The following is a 17,651-nucleotide window of genomic DNA, read 5'->3' as shown; positions in this document are numbered from 1 at the left end:
AAATATTCCCTTCTTGTAGTTCTATTTGATAGTCGTTATCATCATCTTTTAATATTTGTTCTATTTTTTCTAAGTTGTTAATTGTGAGAGTCATATAATTTTCATCTTCAGTGATATTTGTGATGGTCGAATATTATAGCATATTTATTCAGATCCCACATTTCTTTAAGAAGTCGGGGATCTAAATATTTTATATTTTTATGTCTGCATATTCTTTTTCTGTTAATGTATTTTCAGGATCTATTATTTTTACTTCTTCATAGGTTAATTCATAAAGTTTATAAACCATATTTTCTATTTGTTGTTCTAATGCGGTTGTATCTTTACCTTGAGATTTGAGAGTAAGAATATTATGCACAATGTCTTCTACATTTTTTGAATTTTTCTTTAAGATAATCGGAAGCCTTAGATTATTTATTTCATAACAATTTACATTACTATTTGTGCTGGTTTTTCTAAAAATCCAATTTGTTAACTTAGAATTCAAAACACCTAACATTGCAATTATTGATATTGTCTGATTATCTTCTTTGGATATGATATAGTTGCATGAATTAGCACAATAGATATCCTTATTAATAAGAGTGCTAATAATTCTAATTTTATCATTTGCTCCTGAAATACCTTGAAGTGCAATTCTTTGCAATCTATGATGATAGGTTTTTTTACTATTTGGATAATCTTTGATAAAACTTGCTTTATCCACGAATTCAATAATGCCTTGACTTGGTTTATTAGTTATGAAATATCTTTGAATTTGAGCACCTTTAACAATAAGAGGATTTTGAATATTGTTAGTCATATATGATTTATGAAAAGTCATATTAAGCTCACCTTCAATACATTCAAATAACTCAGAGTAACAAAAATTTGAAGTAGATTTATAATATTTAAGAAAAATATTTTTATCTTCTTTTTTTAAATTTGGAATAACAGCATTAATAGGATCAAAATCATAAATTTCATTTTTATGAAATTCTACATAGTAGTAGTTTTTTAGAGTTCTATTAGCGTGTACTTTAAGTATAAATGAATAATCTTCTAATAATCTTTTTTTAGACATTAAAATACAAACACTCATTTTAACACTCTCAAATAACCTCTTTTTTGGATCATCTCTTTCAGGAAATGAGTCAATAAATAAAATGTGTTGATTTTTAAAATAATAATCTCTAACTCCTTTAGAAGAATTATCAGCTAGATAAGAATTTTGAAATATCTGACAATTTGTTCCATTGACTTTAAGCAGAAAATCTGTTTTTGCTAAAAATAATTCATAGGCATTTATTTTACCTCCCTTACATTTATGATAAATTTCAAATTTAAGTAACCCTTCAATTTCACTTTTCTTTTTTCCTTGATAAACGTCATAAGGTGGGTTTGCAATTACAATATCAAAACCCACATTTTCCACAACTTTCTGATTCATAACTTCAGGAAAATCTAACTTCCAATCAAAGAAATTAAGAGACTTATCAGGATTATTTTTTAATTGTTTAAGTTCCTTAATATTTTGTTTCCAACCAACAGTTTGTAAATAAATTTCCGTTTGCTTAGTTAAAGTTTTACCCTTACCAGTGGGTTTATCTTCCATACCTTTAGTTTTAATCATCAATTGTAATTGACTTATCAACAAATCAATTTTCAAATCACGGATATCAGCAGCTAATTTTTTCTTATCGCTATCAGGACTAAAAAACTGCTTTTGTTTATCACTAATTTTCCTTAAAATTTCTTGAGGTTGGTAAACATCAACTAAAATACTTCCTTGTGTAACATCTTTTATTTCCCAATCAATATCAATAATATCATCACCAAACTTACTCACCAAACTATTACCCACCACAATTTTATAATCAAGATTAGGTAAAGCTTTTGGTTTATCTTCATCTACAATTAAACTCAACCAGAAACGTAATCTAGCAATATCCACAGCACCGCGTTCAATATCCACTCCATAAATACTATTTTGGATAATATTCAACTTCACATCCGAAGCATTAAAATTAGTCGTATTCCCGAATTCAAAAGTATGTAGAGTTTGTTTTGCGGTAAATATTTCGTGTAACAAACCCATAGGAAAAGCACCAGAACCAATAGCAGGATCACAAATCTTTACTTTATCCAATGCAATATTCAAATGTCTGAACCATGATTTATAGGATTCCTTTGATTTGCTTGATTCTTCGAGAATATCTATATTTCTTTCTTTTTGATGAATTGTGTAATCAACTCCTTTTGATTTTCTTCTATCAAAGTAATCCCTAAATCAGAAAAATCATAGTTTAGACAATAGGTATTTAGATATTCAATCAAACTTTCCTGACACATATAATGGACAATTTCTTTCGGGGTGTAATATGCACCCTTATCTTTATTATCTTCCTCAAATAAACCACCATTCAAATAGGGTATTCTACAAGGTTCATTTTTAACAAGTTCAATTAAATCATTAGCGCGTTTTGTATTTAAAGTATCAAAAAATAGCACAGATAAAAATTCTGGATAAAAATTTTCTTTATGGGTAAAATTCTGAAACTGATTAGTTAAAAACTTATGATCACCATTTCCCCAACTTTCATTTTCTGGCACACCTAACCAGCCTTTTTTCTGGATAAAATATAAAAAGACAATCCTTCCTAATAATTTTTTACTAAAATCACGAATAGCTTTTTCATCACCATTAAAGACAGTTTTAGAAATACCAGGTTGGGAAACCATATATTTACAAAAACCATCATAATGCTTTTTATATTCATCAAAAAATGTTTGGGAGCATCCCAATAATGTAATAAGTATAAATACTCAAGCAATAGCCTGATTGAGATAAGCACAACGCAAGTTCAAAATCTGGGAAACATTTTCTGCCTTCCATTGCGCTCCTGTTATTTTTATCCTGGCTCCAATCTGCTTAATCTTCGACTCCACACTCCCTGAACCAATGCAAATTCCTAAATCTTGATACAAACCGTAGTCTGGTATTCTCTGGCGATGCTTTTGGACATAATTGGTGGAAATTCACCACGGCCTTGTTTTGAGACCCTTTAAACTCCGCTAAGGCCATTTCTATGTTTATCTCATTATCTCGTTCCCAGTCTCTGACTGGGAATGCTATTCAGAGGCTCTGCCTCTGCTATTATTGAAGGCAGAGCCTTCTAGAATTCATTCCCATACAGAGTATGGGAACGAGAAAACGAGAAAAATATCTGAAGTATGATTTTTAGGATTATTTTGATGAAGATGAGGGATTCATCATAAAAATCATCAAAATCACAAAAATCATAGTTTAGACGTTAATTTAAAATTGCTCTAAATACTGATTAAGATCCTCAATCACACGGGTAAGTTCCGCTTCTGTCGTTAACCGAATCCCTAGATTGCGAATTGTTAACAAAACTTTAGCTGCAAAGGGAGTAGGCCAGATATTAGGATTGCAGAATAGTTCTATGAATACATCCCCAGTGTAACGATACTCTAACGAGGGTTGGGGACTGACTTTACCTGTTCCTGGAGTTTTACTAGCAACAGCTTTGAGGCTTTTCATTAATTCATCTATTGCTGCTTTTAATTCTTGTGCTGCTTGGGGTGAAAAACTGACGGAAACAGAACCTTCTACTAGATTCAGTGTTAGAGGTACAGAAGACATAAGCTACTTATTAACAATAATTCGTAATTATCTATATTACCGGAATATGCTCTCTATTATATTTATAATATCCAGATCCCATATCCAGATCCCCGACTTCTTTAAGAAGTCGGGGATCTTTTTGTTCAATAAAGAGATAAATTCTTAATTAGCAAGTTTTGACCTATTTTCTATATATTTATTCTTAGCAACAAATACTTATTGGTGTACAGTAAGAGTTCAAGAAAACAAATTCTCTATTCCTTTTTTTCACAAATCACAATTATAAATATATGATTTACGATAACCGCACTGAAGTAAGAAGAGTTCTAATTATTACACTATTACTAAACATATTTGTGATGGGGTTAAAAGCCCTGGTGGGCTATTGGACAGGTTCTTTAAGCTTACTGGCTGATGCCTTACATAGTGTGACAGATAGTGCTAATAATGTCTTAGGATTAGTGGCTATTAAGTTTTCTTCACCGTTGCCAGATCGGGAGCATCCCTACGGACATAATAAGTTTGAAGCAGTGGGGGCTTTGGGTATTGCTGCATTTTTAGGAATAGCCTGTTTTGAAATTGTCCAAGGTGCAGTAGAAAGGATTCTCAAAGGTGGTGAACCTGTGAGAGTATCACCTCCAGAATTGTGGTTATTATTAATTGTTTTAGGAGTAAATATTTTTGTCGCTTTTTATGAACGGAATGTGGGAAAAAGGGTAGGTAGTTCGATTCTAATCGCTGATGCTACCCATACTATGAGCGATGTTTGGGTGACAATTTCGGTTATTGGTGGTTTGATTGGTGTGTGGCTGGGTTATCAATGGTTAGATGTGGTACTAGCTTTCCCGGTGGCTCTACTGGTATTTTGGAGTGGTTGGTCAGTCTTAACTGAAAATTTACCTTGGTTGGTGGATCAAATGGCGATCGCCCCAGAAACAATTCATGCGATCGCCGTTTCCGTCCCCGGTGTCCTCAACTGTCATGATATCGCTTCTCGTGGTGTCATTGGTCGTCAAGTTTTTATAGAAATGCACCTCATTGTAGATGCACCAGATGTAGAGACAGCCCACAACATCACGGAAGAAGTCGAAAAACAACTAGAACAACGTTTTCATCCTGTGAGGATTCTCATTCATGTTGAACCACCTGCATATCAGTCTGAGAGCATAACTTTTGAAACCGAACATAGATAAAGACAAGAATTCAGGAGTCAGAATATTTTTTACATCAGGGATAGGGAGTAGGGATATAGCATTTCCTGATCATACTGAGTATATTATAGCATCGTCCTGGGAAGAATATTGTGGGTTTTATTTTTCCAACCTGACTGCATACCACTGTAAATATTTTCCTGGACCTAAATCTAAATTACAACTAGTATCCAGTAAATATTGTGCTTGTTGGCTGATTGAATTAAATTTTTGCAAATCCAGTGGTAAATCCTCCTGTGAGATTTGCGATAGGGTTGTTTCCAGCTTGAGTAGTAATTCAACTACGGTGAGAAATTGTTCTGGTTGATTTGTCTCTAAAACAACAAAATCATCCTGTTGATACATTAATTGATTTGGCATTTTTGGTAATTGGTGATTGGTAATTGGTAATTGGTAATTGGTAATTGGTAATTGGTAATTGGTAATTGGTAATTGGTAATTGGTAATAATTTCTTATTCTGTTCCCTGTTCCCTGTCACCTGTCACCTGTCACCTGTCACCTGTCACCTGTCACCTGTTCCCTGTTCCCTGTTCCCTAATTCACGATGGATATACTGGCATTGTAAAATGAAACCATGCACCACCGTGGGGAGATGAATCTACCCAAATTTGACCGTAATGGGCGCGGATAATGCGTTGACATAAACAAAGACCAATTCCATATCCATCTGTGCCTCGATCGCGCTGGAGACGGAAAAGATTCTCAAAAATGCGATCGCGGTTTTCTTCGGGAATCCCTGGTCCTGTATCACCAACACTAAATTGAACTTTTTGGGTAGTCCGATGTAATCCGGCTACAGTGATAATACCACCAATAGGTGTATATTTGATAGCGTTATCTAAAAGATTAACTAGGACTTGCCGAATGCGTTCAGGATCAGCATATACATAGGGTAAATCTTGGGGAATATCTGTTTCTACCGTTTGGGATTTAGCTGTGTAGCGATCGCTCAATTCCTCTAATACTTGTAAACACAATTCCCCCAATTGTAACCTTTGTGGTACAATTGGCAATTCTATATCCTCACCCCGCCCGACCTGTAACAAATCAGCAATCATCCGATCAATAATCCGTGTTTGTGTCCGGGCCTGTTTTAATAAATGTATAGCCAGTCCTGGTTTCAGGCGGAGAAATTCCCCCGTATCTGGATTGTAATTAGATTGAAGAGTTTCAATAGCGATCGCCGCCGCCGTCAGAGGATTGCGAAGATCATGGGCTAAAATGGCAATCACTCGGTCTTTAAACAGTAGCTGTTCTTGCAGTCTCTCTTTTTCCTGCTTCAGACGAAAAATTTCATCCCCTAGTTGAATTGCCTCCGCCGAAGTAGCAACAGAATGAATGGTAGACTTAGGCGCAATCACCTGACTCTTCTCATCCAAACATTCCTGGGAATCTTCCTGTAATTTCAAAAAAGTGGTGACAGCGGTTTGCCAACGCGGCCAGCAAATTTTTAATTGCGGAATAATATTAGTACCAGCAATAGTTTGTTGAGGTTCGGGATGAATTTTAACCAAAGCAGGAGTTGCTACTAACTTAAAATGTTCCGCTAAATAGGGTTGTTCGCCAACATCAATAATTTGTAGTTCAAAACTATACCCAGCCTCTAATTCTTTTAAGTAAGCACGAATTCGCTGTACTTGTTGACGGGACTGAGGTCGCCCATCAATAAACAGCAGTAGTTGGAGTGGAGCCTCAGAATAAATAGGCTGATCCTGGGAAACTTGCATGACATCTTGTTTCAGCACTGGTAACAACCTGGGGACGCTTTACAGACGGTGAAATGAACTGACGTTGCTTAATGGCCGTTGTTTTTCTAATTTAATATCTATTTTAGATTCTTCCTACTGCAATCCGATCTATATTTTGGGTGGAAGCGGATTTTTTTCGGAATTTTGCTGCCATTTGCTCTTACTTCTACAGCTACTAGGCTTCTAGTCAGGAATTGTTGAACCTATCGTCACCTCCTTTAGCAATTATTTACAGAACCCAAAAAATAGCCCTAGTAGAAGTTAAGAGTCCCTTAATGTAGGCCTTTGCCATGTATTCTGTAACTCATTCAAGTGCATACCAACCTATAGCTAATTATGTAACACCGATGCAACTTGCGATCGCTTCCCCAATAGAAGCATTAAATCATCCCTAAGCCGTCCATCAATTCCTGTAAACAGCCGAAGAGTTGCCTTATTCCCAGCTTACCACTTCAAACCATTGGCGAAAACTTTCTATCAATTCCTCAAAACCTATAACCGCCACTATTGGCGTTACCAATCAATATTCTATTAACCAAGAAAGGTATAAATTTAGACTATAGCATAACTTACGCAACTTACACATTGGTAGGGGCGTAGGGCCTGCGCCCTCAATTCGATTGTATCAAGCGCGACAACTGCTATATACGTCCTTGAAAATAAAAACGATATAAATTACAAAGACATTGCACATCATTTCCTTTAAATTCAATTAAACCCAAACTGCGTAATTTTAAAGCTTGAGTAGAATCTATTCTCATAGGAAGATCACTATTAATTATAGATGTGTAAAGGTTTAAGCTAAAAACGCATCTCTTCTTCCAGTGAGAGAAAAAATAAACCAAAAACAGTCGGTTAAAACCGACTTTAACTTTAAGACAGGGAATTTATTCCCTGGCTGACTACCCAACCTCAAAAATGCTACTGTAGAAGGTGAAAATCAATTTGTGATTTCTTTGTGTTTTCCCGTAACTACCCCGCTGTATTCCTGAGTTTTGCTGTTTTACTATCCTTAACAGCCTGTGTTAACAGTCAATCTGCTAAAAACCTAGAACAATCATTAGCGGCTGACCCTCAGTTGCAAAATAATCCTGTTCCCTTTGGCAAACCTCAGAGTCAGCAAACAACACCAAACCCCAACACATCAACAATTAAATTACCAGCTGATTTTCCCCCAGATATCCCCATTTATCCCAACGCCAAACTAGAGGAAATTACACCAGCCAATTCTGAAAATAAAATATCAATTCGGTGGCAAAGTGCAGATCCTAGTAATTTAATTACCAGCTTTTACCGCCAGCAATTTCAGGCTAAAAACTGGCAAATTGTCCAACAGCCTCAAGATGATGTAGATGGGACTTTTTCCGCCAAACGCAATGATTTACTCATCAATGTCACAATTAAACCACAAACTGTTACTAAAGCTGAACCCAATCAACCGCAAACAGCCACTAAATTATTAATTGAATATTCATCTAATTCTCAAGTTACAGCTACTAAACCAGTTACCCCTTCAGATAATCCAGAATTTATCGGTCCAGTATTACCCAAAACTGATAATACTAACGTAGTCACCCAACCAACCCTACAGCCAACCACCCAACCGGAAACCTTAACAACTCAGGAATTTACTGATATTCAAAAAGCACCCCCAGAATGGCGCTCTCATATTCAAGATTTAGCTACATTAGGTGTTTTATCTATCGAACCAAAAACCAACGAATTTCTCCCTGATAAAATTATCACCCGTCGGGAATATGCCCGCTGGTTAGTTGCAGCTAATAATGCCATGTATGCGAATAATCCAGCCAAACAAATTCGGTTAGCATCCTCCAGCACTCAACCAGCTTTTAGGGATATATTAACCAAAGATCCCGATTTTCCAGTCATTCAAGGATTAGCCGAAGCTGGTTTAATTCCCAGTGCTTTATCTGGAGATGCCACAGCCGTTTTATTTCGTCCTGATGCACCCTTGACACGAGAACAATTAATCCTCTGGAAAGTTCCTTTAGATACTCGCCAAGCCTTACCCGCTGCTAATTTAGAAGCCGTTAAACAAACTTGGGGTTTTCAAGATGCAGGTAGTATTGAACCGAAAGCATTAAAAGCAATTTTGGCTGATTTCCAAAACGCCGAACAATCAAATATTCGCCGAGTTTTTGGCTACACAACCCTATTTCAACCCAAAAAACCTGTAACTCGTGCTGAAGCCAGTTCAGCTTTATGGTATTTCGGTACTCAAGGTGAGGGAATATCTGCAACGGAAGCTTTAAAGCTGAAAAGGTGAGTTTTATTTGATTTTGAGTAAACATCTGACAGGCACAATAGCCTGTCATTTTTTACCGATTTCTAATTCTTGACTTTACTTTTACGGTGTAGGTATAGGTGTAGCTGTAGCCGTTGGTGTAGGTGTAGCTGTAGCCGTTGGTTTAACTGTTGGTTTAACTGTTGGTTTAGCCGTTGGTTTAATTGTTGGTTTAACTGTTGGTTTAACTGTTGGTGTAACTGTTGGTTTAGCTGTTGGTGTAACTGTTGGTTCGGGTTTAGTTACTGGTTTGGTAATGATAGTTTTAACTTCTTCATTTATTTTTTGACGAAGTTGTAAATCAGCAATCCCAGTTTCTGAGAGTTGATGTTTTTTCTGGTATTCCTTTACCAACTCTTCTAACTGGGGACTGTAGAATTGATCACGAGGAAGTAGAGTTTTTGGTTTAAGTACAGTATTCAAATTAGCTTGCAAAATTTGCACAATCATAGCAGCTTGATCTTGGGTTTGGGGACCTGCTTTCCCATCCACCTTTAACTTGTAGCCTGTTTGAAATTCAGTGATAGCCTTTTTAGTTTCCTCATCAGTCAGAGGATCTTTTGTAACCTTAACGTTATAACCCAATCCACGTAATACAGATCGGAATTCATCGGGTTTATAGTTGCGCTGACGAGCGGCAAAAGTCATATCTGAGGACACAACACTTGCTGCCACAATACAGGTTAAAGCTATAGTTACTCTAGACTTGTTTAAACCACACCACATCATAAAAACTCCTTGGGATTAAATCCTTGATACTAAGACACTAGCAGGTAATTCTGAAGTTTTTTTAACCTATGGCTTAACAATTAGTTATTAATTCTGATTAATTCGACTCTAATTGATTATTAATGAATATAACAAAAATTAGTTTTCGCCATCTGCCTAATATCTCCGAATTGATAAAAATACGCACTATTACTGATATATGCAGATATGCTAAGGTATTAATGATATTAATTGCATCACTAAATAAGTATGCACTGAAGGGTAATAATTTCGGGTGTTGCTGAGTAAAAGTATGATTTTATTATGCCTACGGCACGCTGCGCGAACACGCAGAGGCGCAGAGAGTAAGAGTTTGAGAAATGGAATTTTCGACTTTCATCCCCCAATTCACCAAGGCCTAATAAGTAATTGGACAAAAATATTTACAGTCATTGCGAGCGAAGGGAAGCAATCACAACCCTTGGAATTGCTTCGTTTCATATGGCTAACGCAACGCAACGCTTACGCGGTGACATTGTGTAATTAATTCTGTCTTACTACTTGGTAGAAGACTCCTAACTCCTGATTTCTGCTATAACATTCATGACACTGGTTTTCAACCTGATGCTACTGTATTTCGTAAACCTGCAATTTACTATAACTAGAAATCATGAGCAAATTAAAAATTTCCCAACACAAAAACCTATGGTTTGAAAGAATAATGGCAATTACAGCCACTGTCAATTTAGGATTAGTTTTCTTTGATTTAAGTTATGTACCTTGGAGAGATTTTTACTTCCGTCAAATTCCTGTAATAACTCGATTATACGATCCAATCAAAGGTATCGAACCTCATCGTGAGACAAAACAATATCTAGAGGCAGTAGATGGATTAGAAAAACAGGTAATTCAAACAGGGTTAAACTCTCCTCAAGTCAAAACAAAGTTGGAGGAACTTCACTTTCTTAGCAAAGAGATGATTGATAGTAATCCTTTTGCGGGTGCAGGTAAGAGTGGAACGCTGGAAAAAATCAAAAACCGGATGCGGGAACACATCGGACAAAAATCTGCAAAAGGTGCATTTAATACTTTTTGGAGTCAGGAGTATTTATCTAAACATGGTTGGAATCAGGAAATAGCTTTTTTTAACCAAAAAATTCGCCCTGGAATTGCTAAAAACTATTATCGAAAAATTGGTGATAATGGGGAATTTTTAGATAAATTCTGGATAATTGATTTACCATTTGTAGTTCTATTTGCCACAGAATTACTAGGACGTACTTTCTTAATAAAACGTAGATATAGCCATTTAAGTTGGTTGGAAGCAATTCTTTGGCGTTGGTATGATATATTCTTAATAATACCCATTTGGCGATATTTACGAATCATCCCAGTTACCATCAGACTTGATCAAGCAAAGTTAATTGATTTTTATGTAGTTAGACGGCAAATTCATCAAGGTATTCTTGCTAATTTTGCCGAAGAAATTACAGAAATTGTCGTAGTTCAAGTAATTAACCAGGTTCAAGGTTCAATTAAACGAGGTGAAATTACCCGTTGGCTACTAGAATCAGATCATCTGCGTTCTTATATAGATATTAATAATATCAACGAAGTCGAAGCAATTACTGGATTGTTAATTAAAACTCTGGTTAATCAGGTGTTACCTAAAATTCAACCAGAAGTAAATGCAATTTTGTGCCATAGCATCGCCATTGCTTGTCAACAATTACCAGGATATAGTAATATCCTCCTGTTACCAGGATTAGGTAAAGCTCAAACACAAATTAGTGAACAACTAGCCACGCAAATCACTAATAATATCTATGCTGCTTTATCTAGTACCATCAAAGATCCTGTCGCGGCAAAACTTTCTACTCAGCTAATAGAAAAATTCACAGCTTCATTTAGTTCAGAAATACAGCAAAAACAAGTTTTAGTGGAAATTCAAAGTTTACTAAATGACTTTTTAGAAGAAGTTAAAATTAACTATATTCAACGTCTATCTCAAGAAGATATAGATAAAATTTTGGAAGAAACTAGAAAAATGCGGACGGAGTCATCCAGTAGTTTATCTATTCGCAAATAAAAAATGGCTCTACCATTCCCTCCTTTATGTAAAACAATATTTATTGTAGGTTGGGTTGACGCAAGGAAACCCAACAACTCTTACTATCTTACCGCCAATGTTGGGTTTCACTTCGTTCAACCCAACCTTGTATCTTAGAGGTATGTTAGAAGAAGTGGTAGACCGTCCCAACCTGGGTCAGAAAAGACCGCTTTGTAGCAAGGATCACCACAACAATCTCCATGACAGAACTCGAACAGTCGCCTGGGGTAAAAACTATGAACAAAGACATAGATAATATAGCCCGTATCGTGCAAGGATGAGTGAAATCAAGGGGATGAATAAAAACAAAACAAATTAAAAAGAAGTAATTGAAATTGGAGAGTTAAAAATGGATTATATCTCCCAATGGGTAGGCATTGACGTAAGTAAAGCAACACTTGATGTTTATATCCGTCCAATGGGTAAAGCATTTCAATTTGCTAATACTGAAACAGAAATAGCTAATCTAGTTAAGCAACTTCAATCTAACGATTTAAACCTAATCGTACTGGAAGCAACAGGAGGACTAGAAACAGAATTAATCATTCAATTGCAAGCGGCTCTTTTACCAGTAGCATTAATCAATCCTCGTCAGGGAAGAGACTTTGCTAAAGCTACAGGTAAGTTAGCCAAAACCGATGCCATTGATGCACAGATTTTGGCGCATTTCGGTGAAGCAATGAAACCGGAGGTGTTAGCAATCGAAAGTGAAATGTCACGTCAATTAGGCGAATTAATTAGTCGCCGAAGACAATTAGTAGAAATGTCTACAGCGGAAAAGAATCGCCGTGACCGCGCTCGTGGTAAAGCTTTGACAGATATTGAATCCCATATTGATTATCTTGAGCAACATCTTCAACAACTCAATCAAGAAATTGAGACGTTGACCCAAAATAATCAACAATGGATTGATAAAGTCAATCTACTCAAAACTACTCCTGGCATTGGTCAAGTAATTTCTACCACTTTAGTTTCTGACTTACCAGAATTAGGTCAATTAACTGCCAAACAAATCTCTCGCTTAGTTGGTGTTGCACCAATTAATCATGATAGTGGTCAGCACAAAGGTAAGCGCATGATTAATGGTGGTCGCGCCCATGTTCGTGCCATTCTTTATATGGGTGCTGTTGTTGCCATGCGTCATAATCCTGTTATCAAAACTTTTTATGAGCGCTTGGTTGAACGTGGTAAACCCAAAAAATTGGCCATTACTGCTTGCGTTCATAAAATGTTAGTTATTTTAAATGCGATGATTCGAGATCATCTTCCTTGGTCTATTTCTCAAGACTCACAACCAATTTCTGCATAAAGTTCTACTGTCGTTTTTATACCTCCAATCTAGTTTGGTAATTTATGGCAACCTATAATTTACCTGTTTTGTTCTGTTCTGTTTTTCTCCTCTATTTTCTGACTTTTTTCCTAGACTTTAAATTTTTCCTTAACGATCGCTTGACAATCAAGACAGTCGCTACAAAAATTAAATTAATATTCTTTTCCATAAGGGGAGCGGTAGAATCTAAAAAATTAGCCAATAGATAGATGAAAATTAGGAGGATTTTTTGTCAGGATGGGATCTATAGGAGTCCTATAGTTATACTTATGATTCATTAAAAACATGAATAAAATCATAAATACCGATATTAATCAGATTGATATCAGGTTACTTCTAGAAGAGATAAATCCCGGACAAGCAGAAACTTTATGCGGTGGTTATTGTCAATCATCACAGGATGATCAAGATGCGTACATGAGTGATATTGCTGAGATTATCAATAATGCCAAAAAACAAGCTGAAGGTGTAGATAATAAACGCAGTAATCAGAAGATTAATACCATAAATAATGCCAAAAAAACCTACCTAAATGGGGTAGAAATACCCCGTAAGGGAAAAAACGCAGCTATATCCTTGTGAAATCCAAGTTAGCTAAATCATTAACTTGATTGTTGCTTGTAATTTCTCTTTCAAAATTTGATTATTCATAAGATTAATTTTTTTTGATAAGTAGTGAGACAGAATTAATTACACAATGTCATTGCGTTAGCCATATGGAACGAAGTGAAATGAAGCAATAGCGTTCGCGGAGCGTCCCGGAGGGAACTAGCGCTGCTGCAAGCAGTTCGCCAGGGTTGTGATTGCTTCCCTTCCCTCGCAATGACTGTAAATATTTTTAATTATACTCAAAACGGCTGGGTTGTTTGATTCTAAAGGTAGGGGTTTAGCAGTGCTAAACCCCTACACATCCGGGTTCTTTGTCATTTGGCAAAAGTTTAAATCTCACCCGTGTTTAGTATACTTAATAGTTAGAAGAACCCCACCCCCAGCCCCCTCCTCGCTTGCGGGGAGGGGACTATGATGTATTTTTTCAAGTAAATAACCTGGCAGTTGATGACAACTACCAGGCTTTTGATTAATCAAAAATTATGTTATGGAAAAATTAAAGAATACCCCAGAAGTGGAGAAAGCCTTTACCAGAAAATAGTTCAATCAAAGCTGCTGCTGAAAACCCAATCATTGCTAAACGGCCATTCCAGATTTCTGCTTCAGATGTAAAACCCCAGCGCCAACCGTTGCGATCTGTAGCTACAGGTGTGTTAGCTGCTTTTGTTGCGTTACCCATGATCAGCACTCCAATTAGGATTTACTAAGTTTTATTGACTTATGTAAATAAACATAACATTTTTTTGCCAAAAAAACAATATTTATTTATATTTTTTTTGCACCTATGTGTGCATCAGTTTAAGGATTAGGCTTTTTTAAACAACATGATCTGATTCTAAGGCGCAGGGATAAGCTGAATCCCCTGTTTCTATCTGAATAGTAGAATGTTTGATACCGAAATGGTGTTCAAGTTCCTGAGAAACTTCCCATAAAAAAGCATCACCAGGATAACCTTCTGACATGACTAAATGAACTGTGAGTGCGGTTTCCGTTGTACTCATAGCCCAGATATGAAGATCGTGGATTTTCGACACTCCAGGACATTCAATTAAGTAATTTTTCACGGCACGGGGTTCAATTCCTGCTGGTACGCCATCAAGTGCTAAATTTATAGAGTCTCTGAGTAAATGCCACGTGCCGACTACGACGACTCCCACAAGCACTAAGCTAAATAAGGGGTCAAGCCATAGCCAATGGGTGAATAAAATCACAATTCCGGCTACCACAACTCCCAATGATACCAGGGCATCAGCAGCCATGTGTAAAAATGCGCCCCGAATGTTTAAGTCGCTTTTACGTCCTGACATAAACATAATTGCAGTAGCGGTATTAATGATAATACCAACTAGGGCAACACCAATAATTGTTCCTCCTGATACTGGTGCGGAATCATGAAAACGACGAATGGCTTCCCAAGCGATCGCCCCCATAGATAAAAGTAAAACTACGGCATTGGCTAAAGCTGCTAGAATTGATGAGGCACGCAATCCATAGGTATAGCGGTGGCTGGGAGGACGACGGGCAAGGGAACTTGCACCCCACGCCAGGAGAAGTCCCAATACATCACTCAGGTTATGACCCGCATCAGCAAACAAAGCTAAGGAATGTGCTAGGTAGCCATAGGTGGCTTCAACGATGACAAATCCTATATTCAATGCAGTGCCAATAGCAAAAGCCCGACTAAATGTTGCTGGGGTGTGATTGTGATTATGGTGTCCATGTTCGTGATGATGATGGTGGTCATGTGTCATGGTGGTGTGGGTGTAAAGGATGGATGTTTTTTCACGCAGAGACGCAAAGGCGCAGAGAGTAAGAGTTTGAGAGATGGAATTTTTGACTTTCTTACCTCAATTCTCCAACGCCGAAAATTCTATGTTAATTCTGATTTTTGAGTTAATATTCAGGGATGTTCATCTTTGCAAATACCTTTTTCTTCTTTTTCCTGACTCCTATAGCCAACCTCGCAGGCTATAAATAAAAGTACCAATATATTCTTTTAATGCACTTGTGAATTGGTCTAAATTATCGGCATCAGGTAATAAATTGAGAATTGCGGCTTTAGGGGTGTTGGTAAGTTCTTGAAGTTCACTTTGACTAACTAGAAAATCTGTGGGTGTGGGAATGACATTCATGCCTTGACGTTGAAAAATTTTCAAGGATCGGGGTGTATGTATCGCCGAGGTGATTAATAATACTTTTTTTATTTGACGAGCTTCGAGGATTTTCCGAACATTGACAGCGTTCTCATGGGTATTGAGGGAATCGGGTTCTTGAATAATTGCTTCAGCCGGAACACCAATAGATGTGAGAATAGTTGCCATATCTGCTGATTCTGGAGAACCACTACCGCGCCAATCAATGCGACCGCCACTGAGGATAATTATAGGGGCTTTTTTCTGAAAATAGAGTTGGGCTGCATAAATTACGCGATCGCCTGCTTCGTTTAAATCTGCCATTACCCTGGGCCAAGTTGGTGATCTGGTTGCACCTCCTAAGACGACAATGGCTTCAGCGTTGGGGATTTGCGGGGCGGGGATGTTTTGCCATTCTAAGCTGCGGACTAAGGATTTGGCGACCCAGGCATTGCTACAAACTAGCAACAAAGCTAAGGATAAGGAAATGGCGATAGTCGCAATGCGGGGATGTTTTCGTAAGGTGATCAAAGCCACTATTAAACTTACACTAGCCAATCCTAACGGGTAAAAAAATAGGGGAATGATTTTAGATAAATATAAAAACATAATTGTTTTATCTAAATAGGGATTGTGGAAAAAGTTATCTGTGATAGCGCAGCGTGACGTAAGTCATGGGCTAGGAGTCAGGAAGAATAACCTGAAACCCTTGTAGGGACAATTCATGAATTGTCTCTACGATAATTTTCACCAGATGTCTAATAATCTAACAGTATGGGTTTTGGGAATATCAGGATTTCTTAAAATTTAGGGGCAACTTCCTTCTGGTTGCTTTCATCTACACAAAAACAATCACAAGGCTGTCGCCCCTAGATATTATGAGAAAAGTTAATATTTCTCAACTTACAGCAAATGGCAGATTAATGAGGTACAGAATCTAAATTCAAAGTCAGACACCAAGCCAGTTTTACTCCTGACTCCTGAATCCTCCTAACATTATTCCGCAGTTACCAATTCAGTGCTACCTTTTGTCCGTTTTCGGGTCATGGCATTATAAACCATGATGCCGATGGCTTTAATCAAATTACCTTCCAACTCTTGGAACATTTTCATGTTCACACCAAAAGCGGCATTTGCTTCTTCGGTAATGCGATCGCCTGTAGAATCATCAATAGGCATAGCATCTAAATTGGCTCGATACTTAGCCTTGAATGCCTTTTCATCGGTAATATCTGCAAACTCATAAAAAGCAGTTCCTTCACCTTCACCCAGCTTCATTGCGGTTTGGGCAATACCTTTGAGGATTTGTCCCCCTGATAAATCACCTAGATAACGGGTATAGGAATGAGCAATTAATAATTCTGGTTCAGTCGCCGAAATTTCCCGAATCCGGTTTACATAAGCCGCACCCGCAGCAGATAATTTGATTTGCTCTCGCCAGTTGTAACCATAGTAGTAATGAAGGTCTTGCTCTAAGGTATGCTTGCGGTTCAGTTCAGGAAAGTAAATTTTGCTTAAAATTGGGTGATGCTTGTGTTTTTCCATTTCCTCTTCCATAGCCGAGTAAATGAAGTAAAAGTTAGCAACCAACTTGCGGTAGGAGTTTTTTTCCACAACTCCCTTTAAAAAACACTTGACAAAACCCACGTTTTCTGCCATAGTGTGTGCTTTCTTTGTTCCTACACGTAATTTGCTTGCTAAATTGCTGCTCATATTAAAATTCTCAACTGTAAAAAAATTAACTGTGGGAGTTTTTTGTCCACAATGATTAAAAAACCCCATTAAAACGTAAGATTAAAACTATTTGATGAGAATTTATATTAAAAATCATTAAGCAATGAGTTCCTTTGGCGTTTTATTAGCGTCAAG

At 37.0% G+C, this 17,651-nt stretch carries 17 protein-coding genes and 1 pseudogene; 5 read left to right on the top strand and 13 right to left on the bottom strand.

The genetic code is table 11. The features are described from left to right. Window positions 1-190: 190 nt before the first annotated feature. The 4 genes and pseudogenes from NG743_RS18315 to NG743_RS18300 all read right to left on the bottom strand — a co-directional run bounded on the left by NG743_RS18315 (window position 191) and on the right by NG743_RS18300 (window position 3,646). Window positions 191-2,140, bottom strand: coding sequence for an Eco57I restriction-modification methylase domain-containing protein (locus tag NG743_RS18315; protein WP_257120628.1), 1,950 nt, complete (start codon window positions 2,138-2,140; stop codon window positions 191-193). A 56-nt stretch (window positions 2,141-2,196) separates the two neighbouring features. Next, window positions 2,197-2,721, bottom strand: a complete 525-nt coding sequence (locus NG743_RS18310; RefSeq protein WP_257120627.1) for a hypothetical protein — start codon at window positions 2,719-2,721, stop codon at window positions 2,197-2,199. Window positions 2,722-2,805: 84 nt separating this feature from the next. After that, window positions 2,806-3,006, bottom strand: a pseudogene (locus NG743_RS18305) (ISKra4-like element ISMae18 family transposase); the annotation flags it as partial. A gap of 292 nt (window positions 3,007-3,298) precedes the next feature. Continuing rightward, window positions 3,299-3,646, bottom strand: a complete 348-nt coding sequence (locus tag NG743_RS18300; protein ID WP_027402149.1) for a hypothetical protein — start codon at window positions 3,644-3,646, stop codon at window positions 3,299-3,301. Between the two features lie 272 nt (window positions 3,647-3,918). Here NG743_RS18300 and cdf31 point away from each other — a divergent pair, with 272 nt between their 5' ends. Further along, a complete protein-coding gene (gene cdf31 / locus NG743_RS18295; RefSeq protein WP_027402148.1) occupies window positions 3,919-4,821 on the top strand; it encodes a CDF family zinc efflux transporter Cdf31 in 903 nt (300 codons plus the stop codon). Between the two features lie 117 nt (window positions 4,822-4,938). Here cdf31 and NG743_RS18290 read toward each other — a convergent pair whose 3' ends face one another. From NG743_RS18290 to NG743_RS18275, 4 genes are all read right to left on the bottom strand, one after another. Continuing rightward, complete coding sequence (locus NG743_RS18290; protein WP_039204043.1) at window positions 4,939-5,199, bottom strand: CRR7 family NDH-1 assembly protein; 261 nt, start codon at window positions 5,197-5,199, stop codon at window positions 4,939-4,941. Next, a complete protein-coding gene (locus NG743_RS18285) occupies window positions 5,184-5,318 on the bottom strand; it encodes a hypothetical protein (protein ID WP_257120625.1) in 135 nt (44 codons plus the stop codon). The genes NG743_RS18290 and NG743_RS18285 overlap by 16 nt, the downstream gene beginning before the upstream one ends. A 61-nt stretch (window positions 5,319-5,379) precedes the next feature. Continuing rightward, entirely contained in the window at window positions 5,380-6,585 is a 1,206-nt protein-coding gene (locus tag NG743_RS18280; RefSeq protein ID WP_257120624.1) for a histidine kinase, read from the bottom strand. A gap of 644 nt (window positions 6,586-7,229) precedes the next feature. After that, window positions 7,230-7,349: an AAA-like domain-containing protein gene (locus NG743_RS18275; RefSeq protein WP_080683854.1), complete on the bottom strand. Its 120-nt coding sequence runs from the start codon at window positions 7,347-7,349 to the stop codon at window positions 7,230-7,232. A gap of 197 nt (window positions 7,350-7,546) precedes the next feature. Between NG743_RS18275 and NG743_RS18270 the strand changes: the two genes are divergently transcribed. After that, window positions 7,547-8,875, top strand: coding sequence for an S-layer homology domain-containing protein (locus NG743_RS18270; RefSeq protein ID WP_027402145.1), 1,329 nt, complete (start codon window positions 7,547-7,549; stop codon window positions 8,873-8,875). Between the two features lie 81 nt (window positions 8,876-8,956). Here NG743_RS18270 and NG743_RS18265 read toward each other — a convergent pair whose 3' ends face one another. Further along, window positions 8,957-9,619: a peptidoglycan-binding protein gene (locus NG743_RS18265; RefSeq protein ID WP_027402144.1), complete on the bottom strand. Its 663-nt coding sequence runs from the start codon at window positions 9,617-9,619 to the stop codon at window positions 8,957-8,959. Window positions 9,620-10,271: 652 nt separating this feature from the next. On the opposite strand from NG743_RS18265, the gene NG743_RS18260 reads away from it, so the two are divergent. The 3 genes from NG743_RS18260 (at window position 10,272) to NG743_RS18250 (ending at window position 13,623) form a co-directional block, all read left to right on the top strand. Then, entirely contained in the window at window positions 10,272-11,690 is a 1,419-nt protein-coding gene (locus tag NG743_RS18260; RefSeq protein WP_027402143.1) for a hypothetical protein, read from the top strand. Between the two features lie 370 nt (window positions 11,691-12,060). Beyond that, on the top strand, window positions 12,061-13,020 hold the full coding sequence (locus NG743_RS18255; RefSeq protein ID WP_027404406.1) for an IS110 family RNA-guided transposase: 960 nt from the start codon (window positions 12,061-12,063) through the stop codon (window positions 13,018-13,020). Between the two features lie 306 nt (window positions 13,021-13,326). Then, the gene (locus NG743_RS18250) at window positions 13,327-13,623 is read left to right on the top strand and encodes a hypothetical protein (protein ID WP_027402142.1); all 297 of its coding nucleotides are present in this window, start codon (window positions 13,327-13,329) and stop codon (window positions 13,621-13,623) included. 523 nt (window positions 13,624-14,146) lie between these two features. Here the strand turns inward: NG743_RS18250 and NG743_RS18245 are convergent. The 4 genes from NG743_RS18245 to NG743_RS18230 form a co-directional block, all read right to left on the bottom strand. Then, on the bottom strand, window positions 14,147-14,329 hold the full coding sequence (locus tag NG743_RS18245) for a CAB/ELIP/HLIP family chlorophyll-binding protein (protein ID WP_027402141.1): 183 nt from the start codon (window positions 14,327-14,329) through the stop codon (window positions 14,147-14,149). 136 nt (window positions 14,330-14,465) lie between these two features. After that, on the bottom strand, window positions 14,466-15,401 hold the full coding sequence (locus NG743_RS18240) for a cation diffusion facilitator family transporter (protein ID WP_027402140.1): 936 nt from the start codon (window positions 15,399-15,401) through the stop codon (window positions 14,466-14,468). Window positions 15,402-15,599: 198 nt separating this feature from the next. Beyond that, a complete protein-coding gene (locus tag NG743_RS18235) occupies window positions 15,600-16,391 on the bottom strand; it encodes a YdcF family protein (protein WP_193962583.1) in 792 nt (263 codons plus the stop codon). A 387-nt stretch (window positions 16,392-16,778) separates the two neighbouring features. Then, window positions 16,779-17,495, bottom strand: coding sequence for a biliverdin-producing heme oxygenase (locus tag NG743_RS18230; protein ID WP_027402138.1), 717 nt, complete (start codon window positions 17,493-17,495; stop codon window positions 16,779-16,781). Window positions 17,496-17,651 lie beyond the last annotated feature (156 nt).

Origin of the sequence: Dolichospermum heterosporum TAC447, from assembly GCF_024584745.1 — a bacterium.
In the GTDB taxonomy this organism is placed as follows: Bacteria; Cyanobacteriota; Cyanobacteriia; order Cyanobacteriales; family Nostocaceae; genus Dolichospermum; species Dolichospermum heterosporum.
The sequence above is the reverse complement of the archived record's forward strand: the minus strand, read 5'-3'. Positions and strand labels throughout refer to the sequence as shown.

What these genes read in the sequence shown, in the direction of transcription:
- NG743_RS18310 (WP_257120627.1), bottom strand. Translation starts at nt 2,721, where the DNA reads ATGGTTTCCCAACCTGGTATTTCTAAAACTGTCTTTAATGGTGATGAA.
- NG743_RS18300 (WP_027402149.1), bottom strand. Translation starts at nt 3,646, where the DNA reads ATGTCTTCTGTACCTCTAACACTGAATCTAGTAGAAGGTTCTGTTTCC.
- cdf31 (WP_027402148.1), top strand. Translation starts at nt 3,919, where the DNA reads ATGATTTACGATAACCGCACTGAAGTAAGAAGAGTTCTAATTATTACA.
- NG743_RS18290 (WP_039204043.1), bottom strand. Translation starts at nt 5,199, where the DNA reads ATGCCAAATCAATTAATGTATCAACAGGATGATTTTGTTGTTTTAGAG.
- NG743_RS18275 (WP_080683854.1), bottom strand. Translation starts at nt 7,349, where the DNA reads ATGAGAATAGATTCTACTCAAGCTTTAAAATTACGCAGTTTGGGTTTA.
- NG743_RS18265 (WP_027402144.1), bottom strand. Translation starts at nt 9,619, where the DNA reads ATGTGGTGTGGTTTAAACAAGTCTAGAGTAACTATAGCTTTAACCTGT.
- NG743_RS18260 (WP_027402143.1), top strand. Translation starts at nt 10,272, where the DNA reads ATGAGCAAATTAAAAATTTCCCAACACAAAAACCTATGGTTTGAAAGA.
- NG743_RS18255 (WP_027404406.1), top strand. Translation starts at nt 12,061, where the DNA reads ATGGATTATATCTCCCAATGGGTAGGCATTGACGTAAGTAAAGCAACA.
- NG743_RS18250 (WP_027402142.1), top strand. Translation starts at nt 13,327, where the DNA reads ATGAATAAAATCATAAATACCGATATTAATCAGATTGATATCAGGTTA.
- NG743_RS18245 (WP_027402141.1), bottom strand. Translation starts at nt 14,329, where the DNA reads ATGGGTAACGCAACAAAAGCAGCTAACACACCTGTAGCTACAGATCGC.
- NG743_RS18240 (WP_027402140.1), bottom strand. Translation starts at nt 15,401, where the DNA reads ATGACACATGACCACCATCATCATCACGAACATGGACACCATAATCAC.
- NG743_RS18235 (WP_193962583.1), bottom strand. Translation starts at nt 16,391, where the DNA reads ATGTTTTTATATTTATCTAAAATCATTCCCCTATTTTTTTACCCGTTA.
- NG743_RS18230 (WP_027402138.1), bottom strand. Translation starts at nt 17,495, where the DNA reads ATGAGCAGCAATTTAGCAAGCAAATTACGTGTAGGAACAAAGAAAGCA.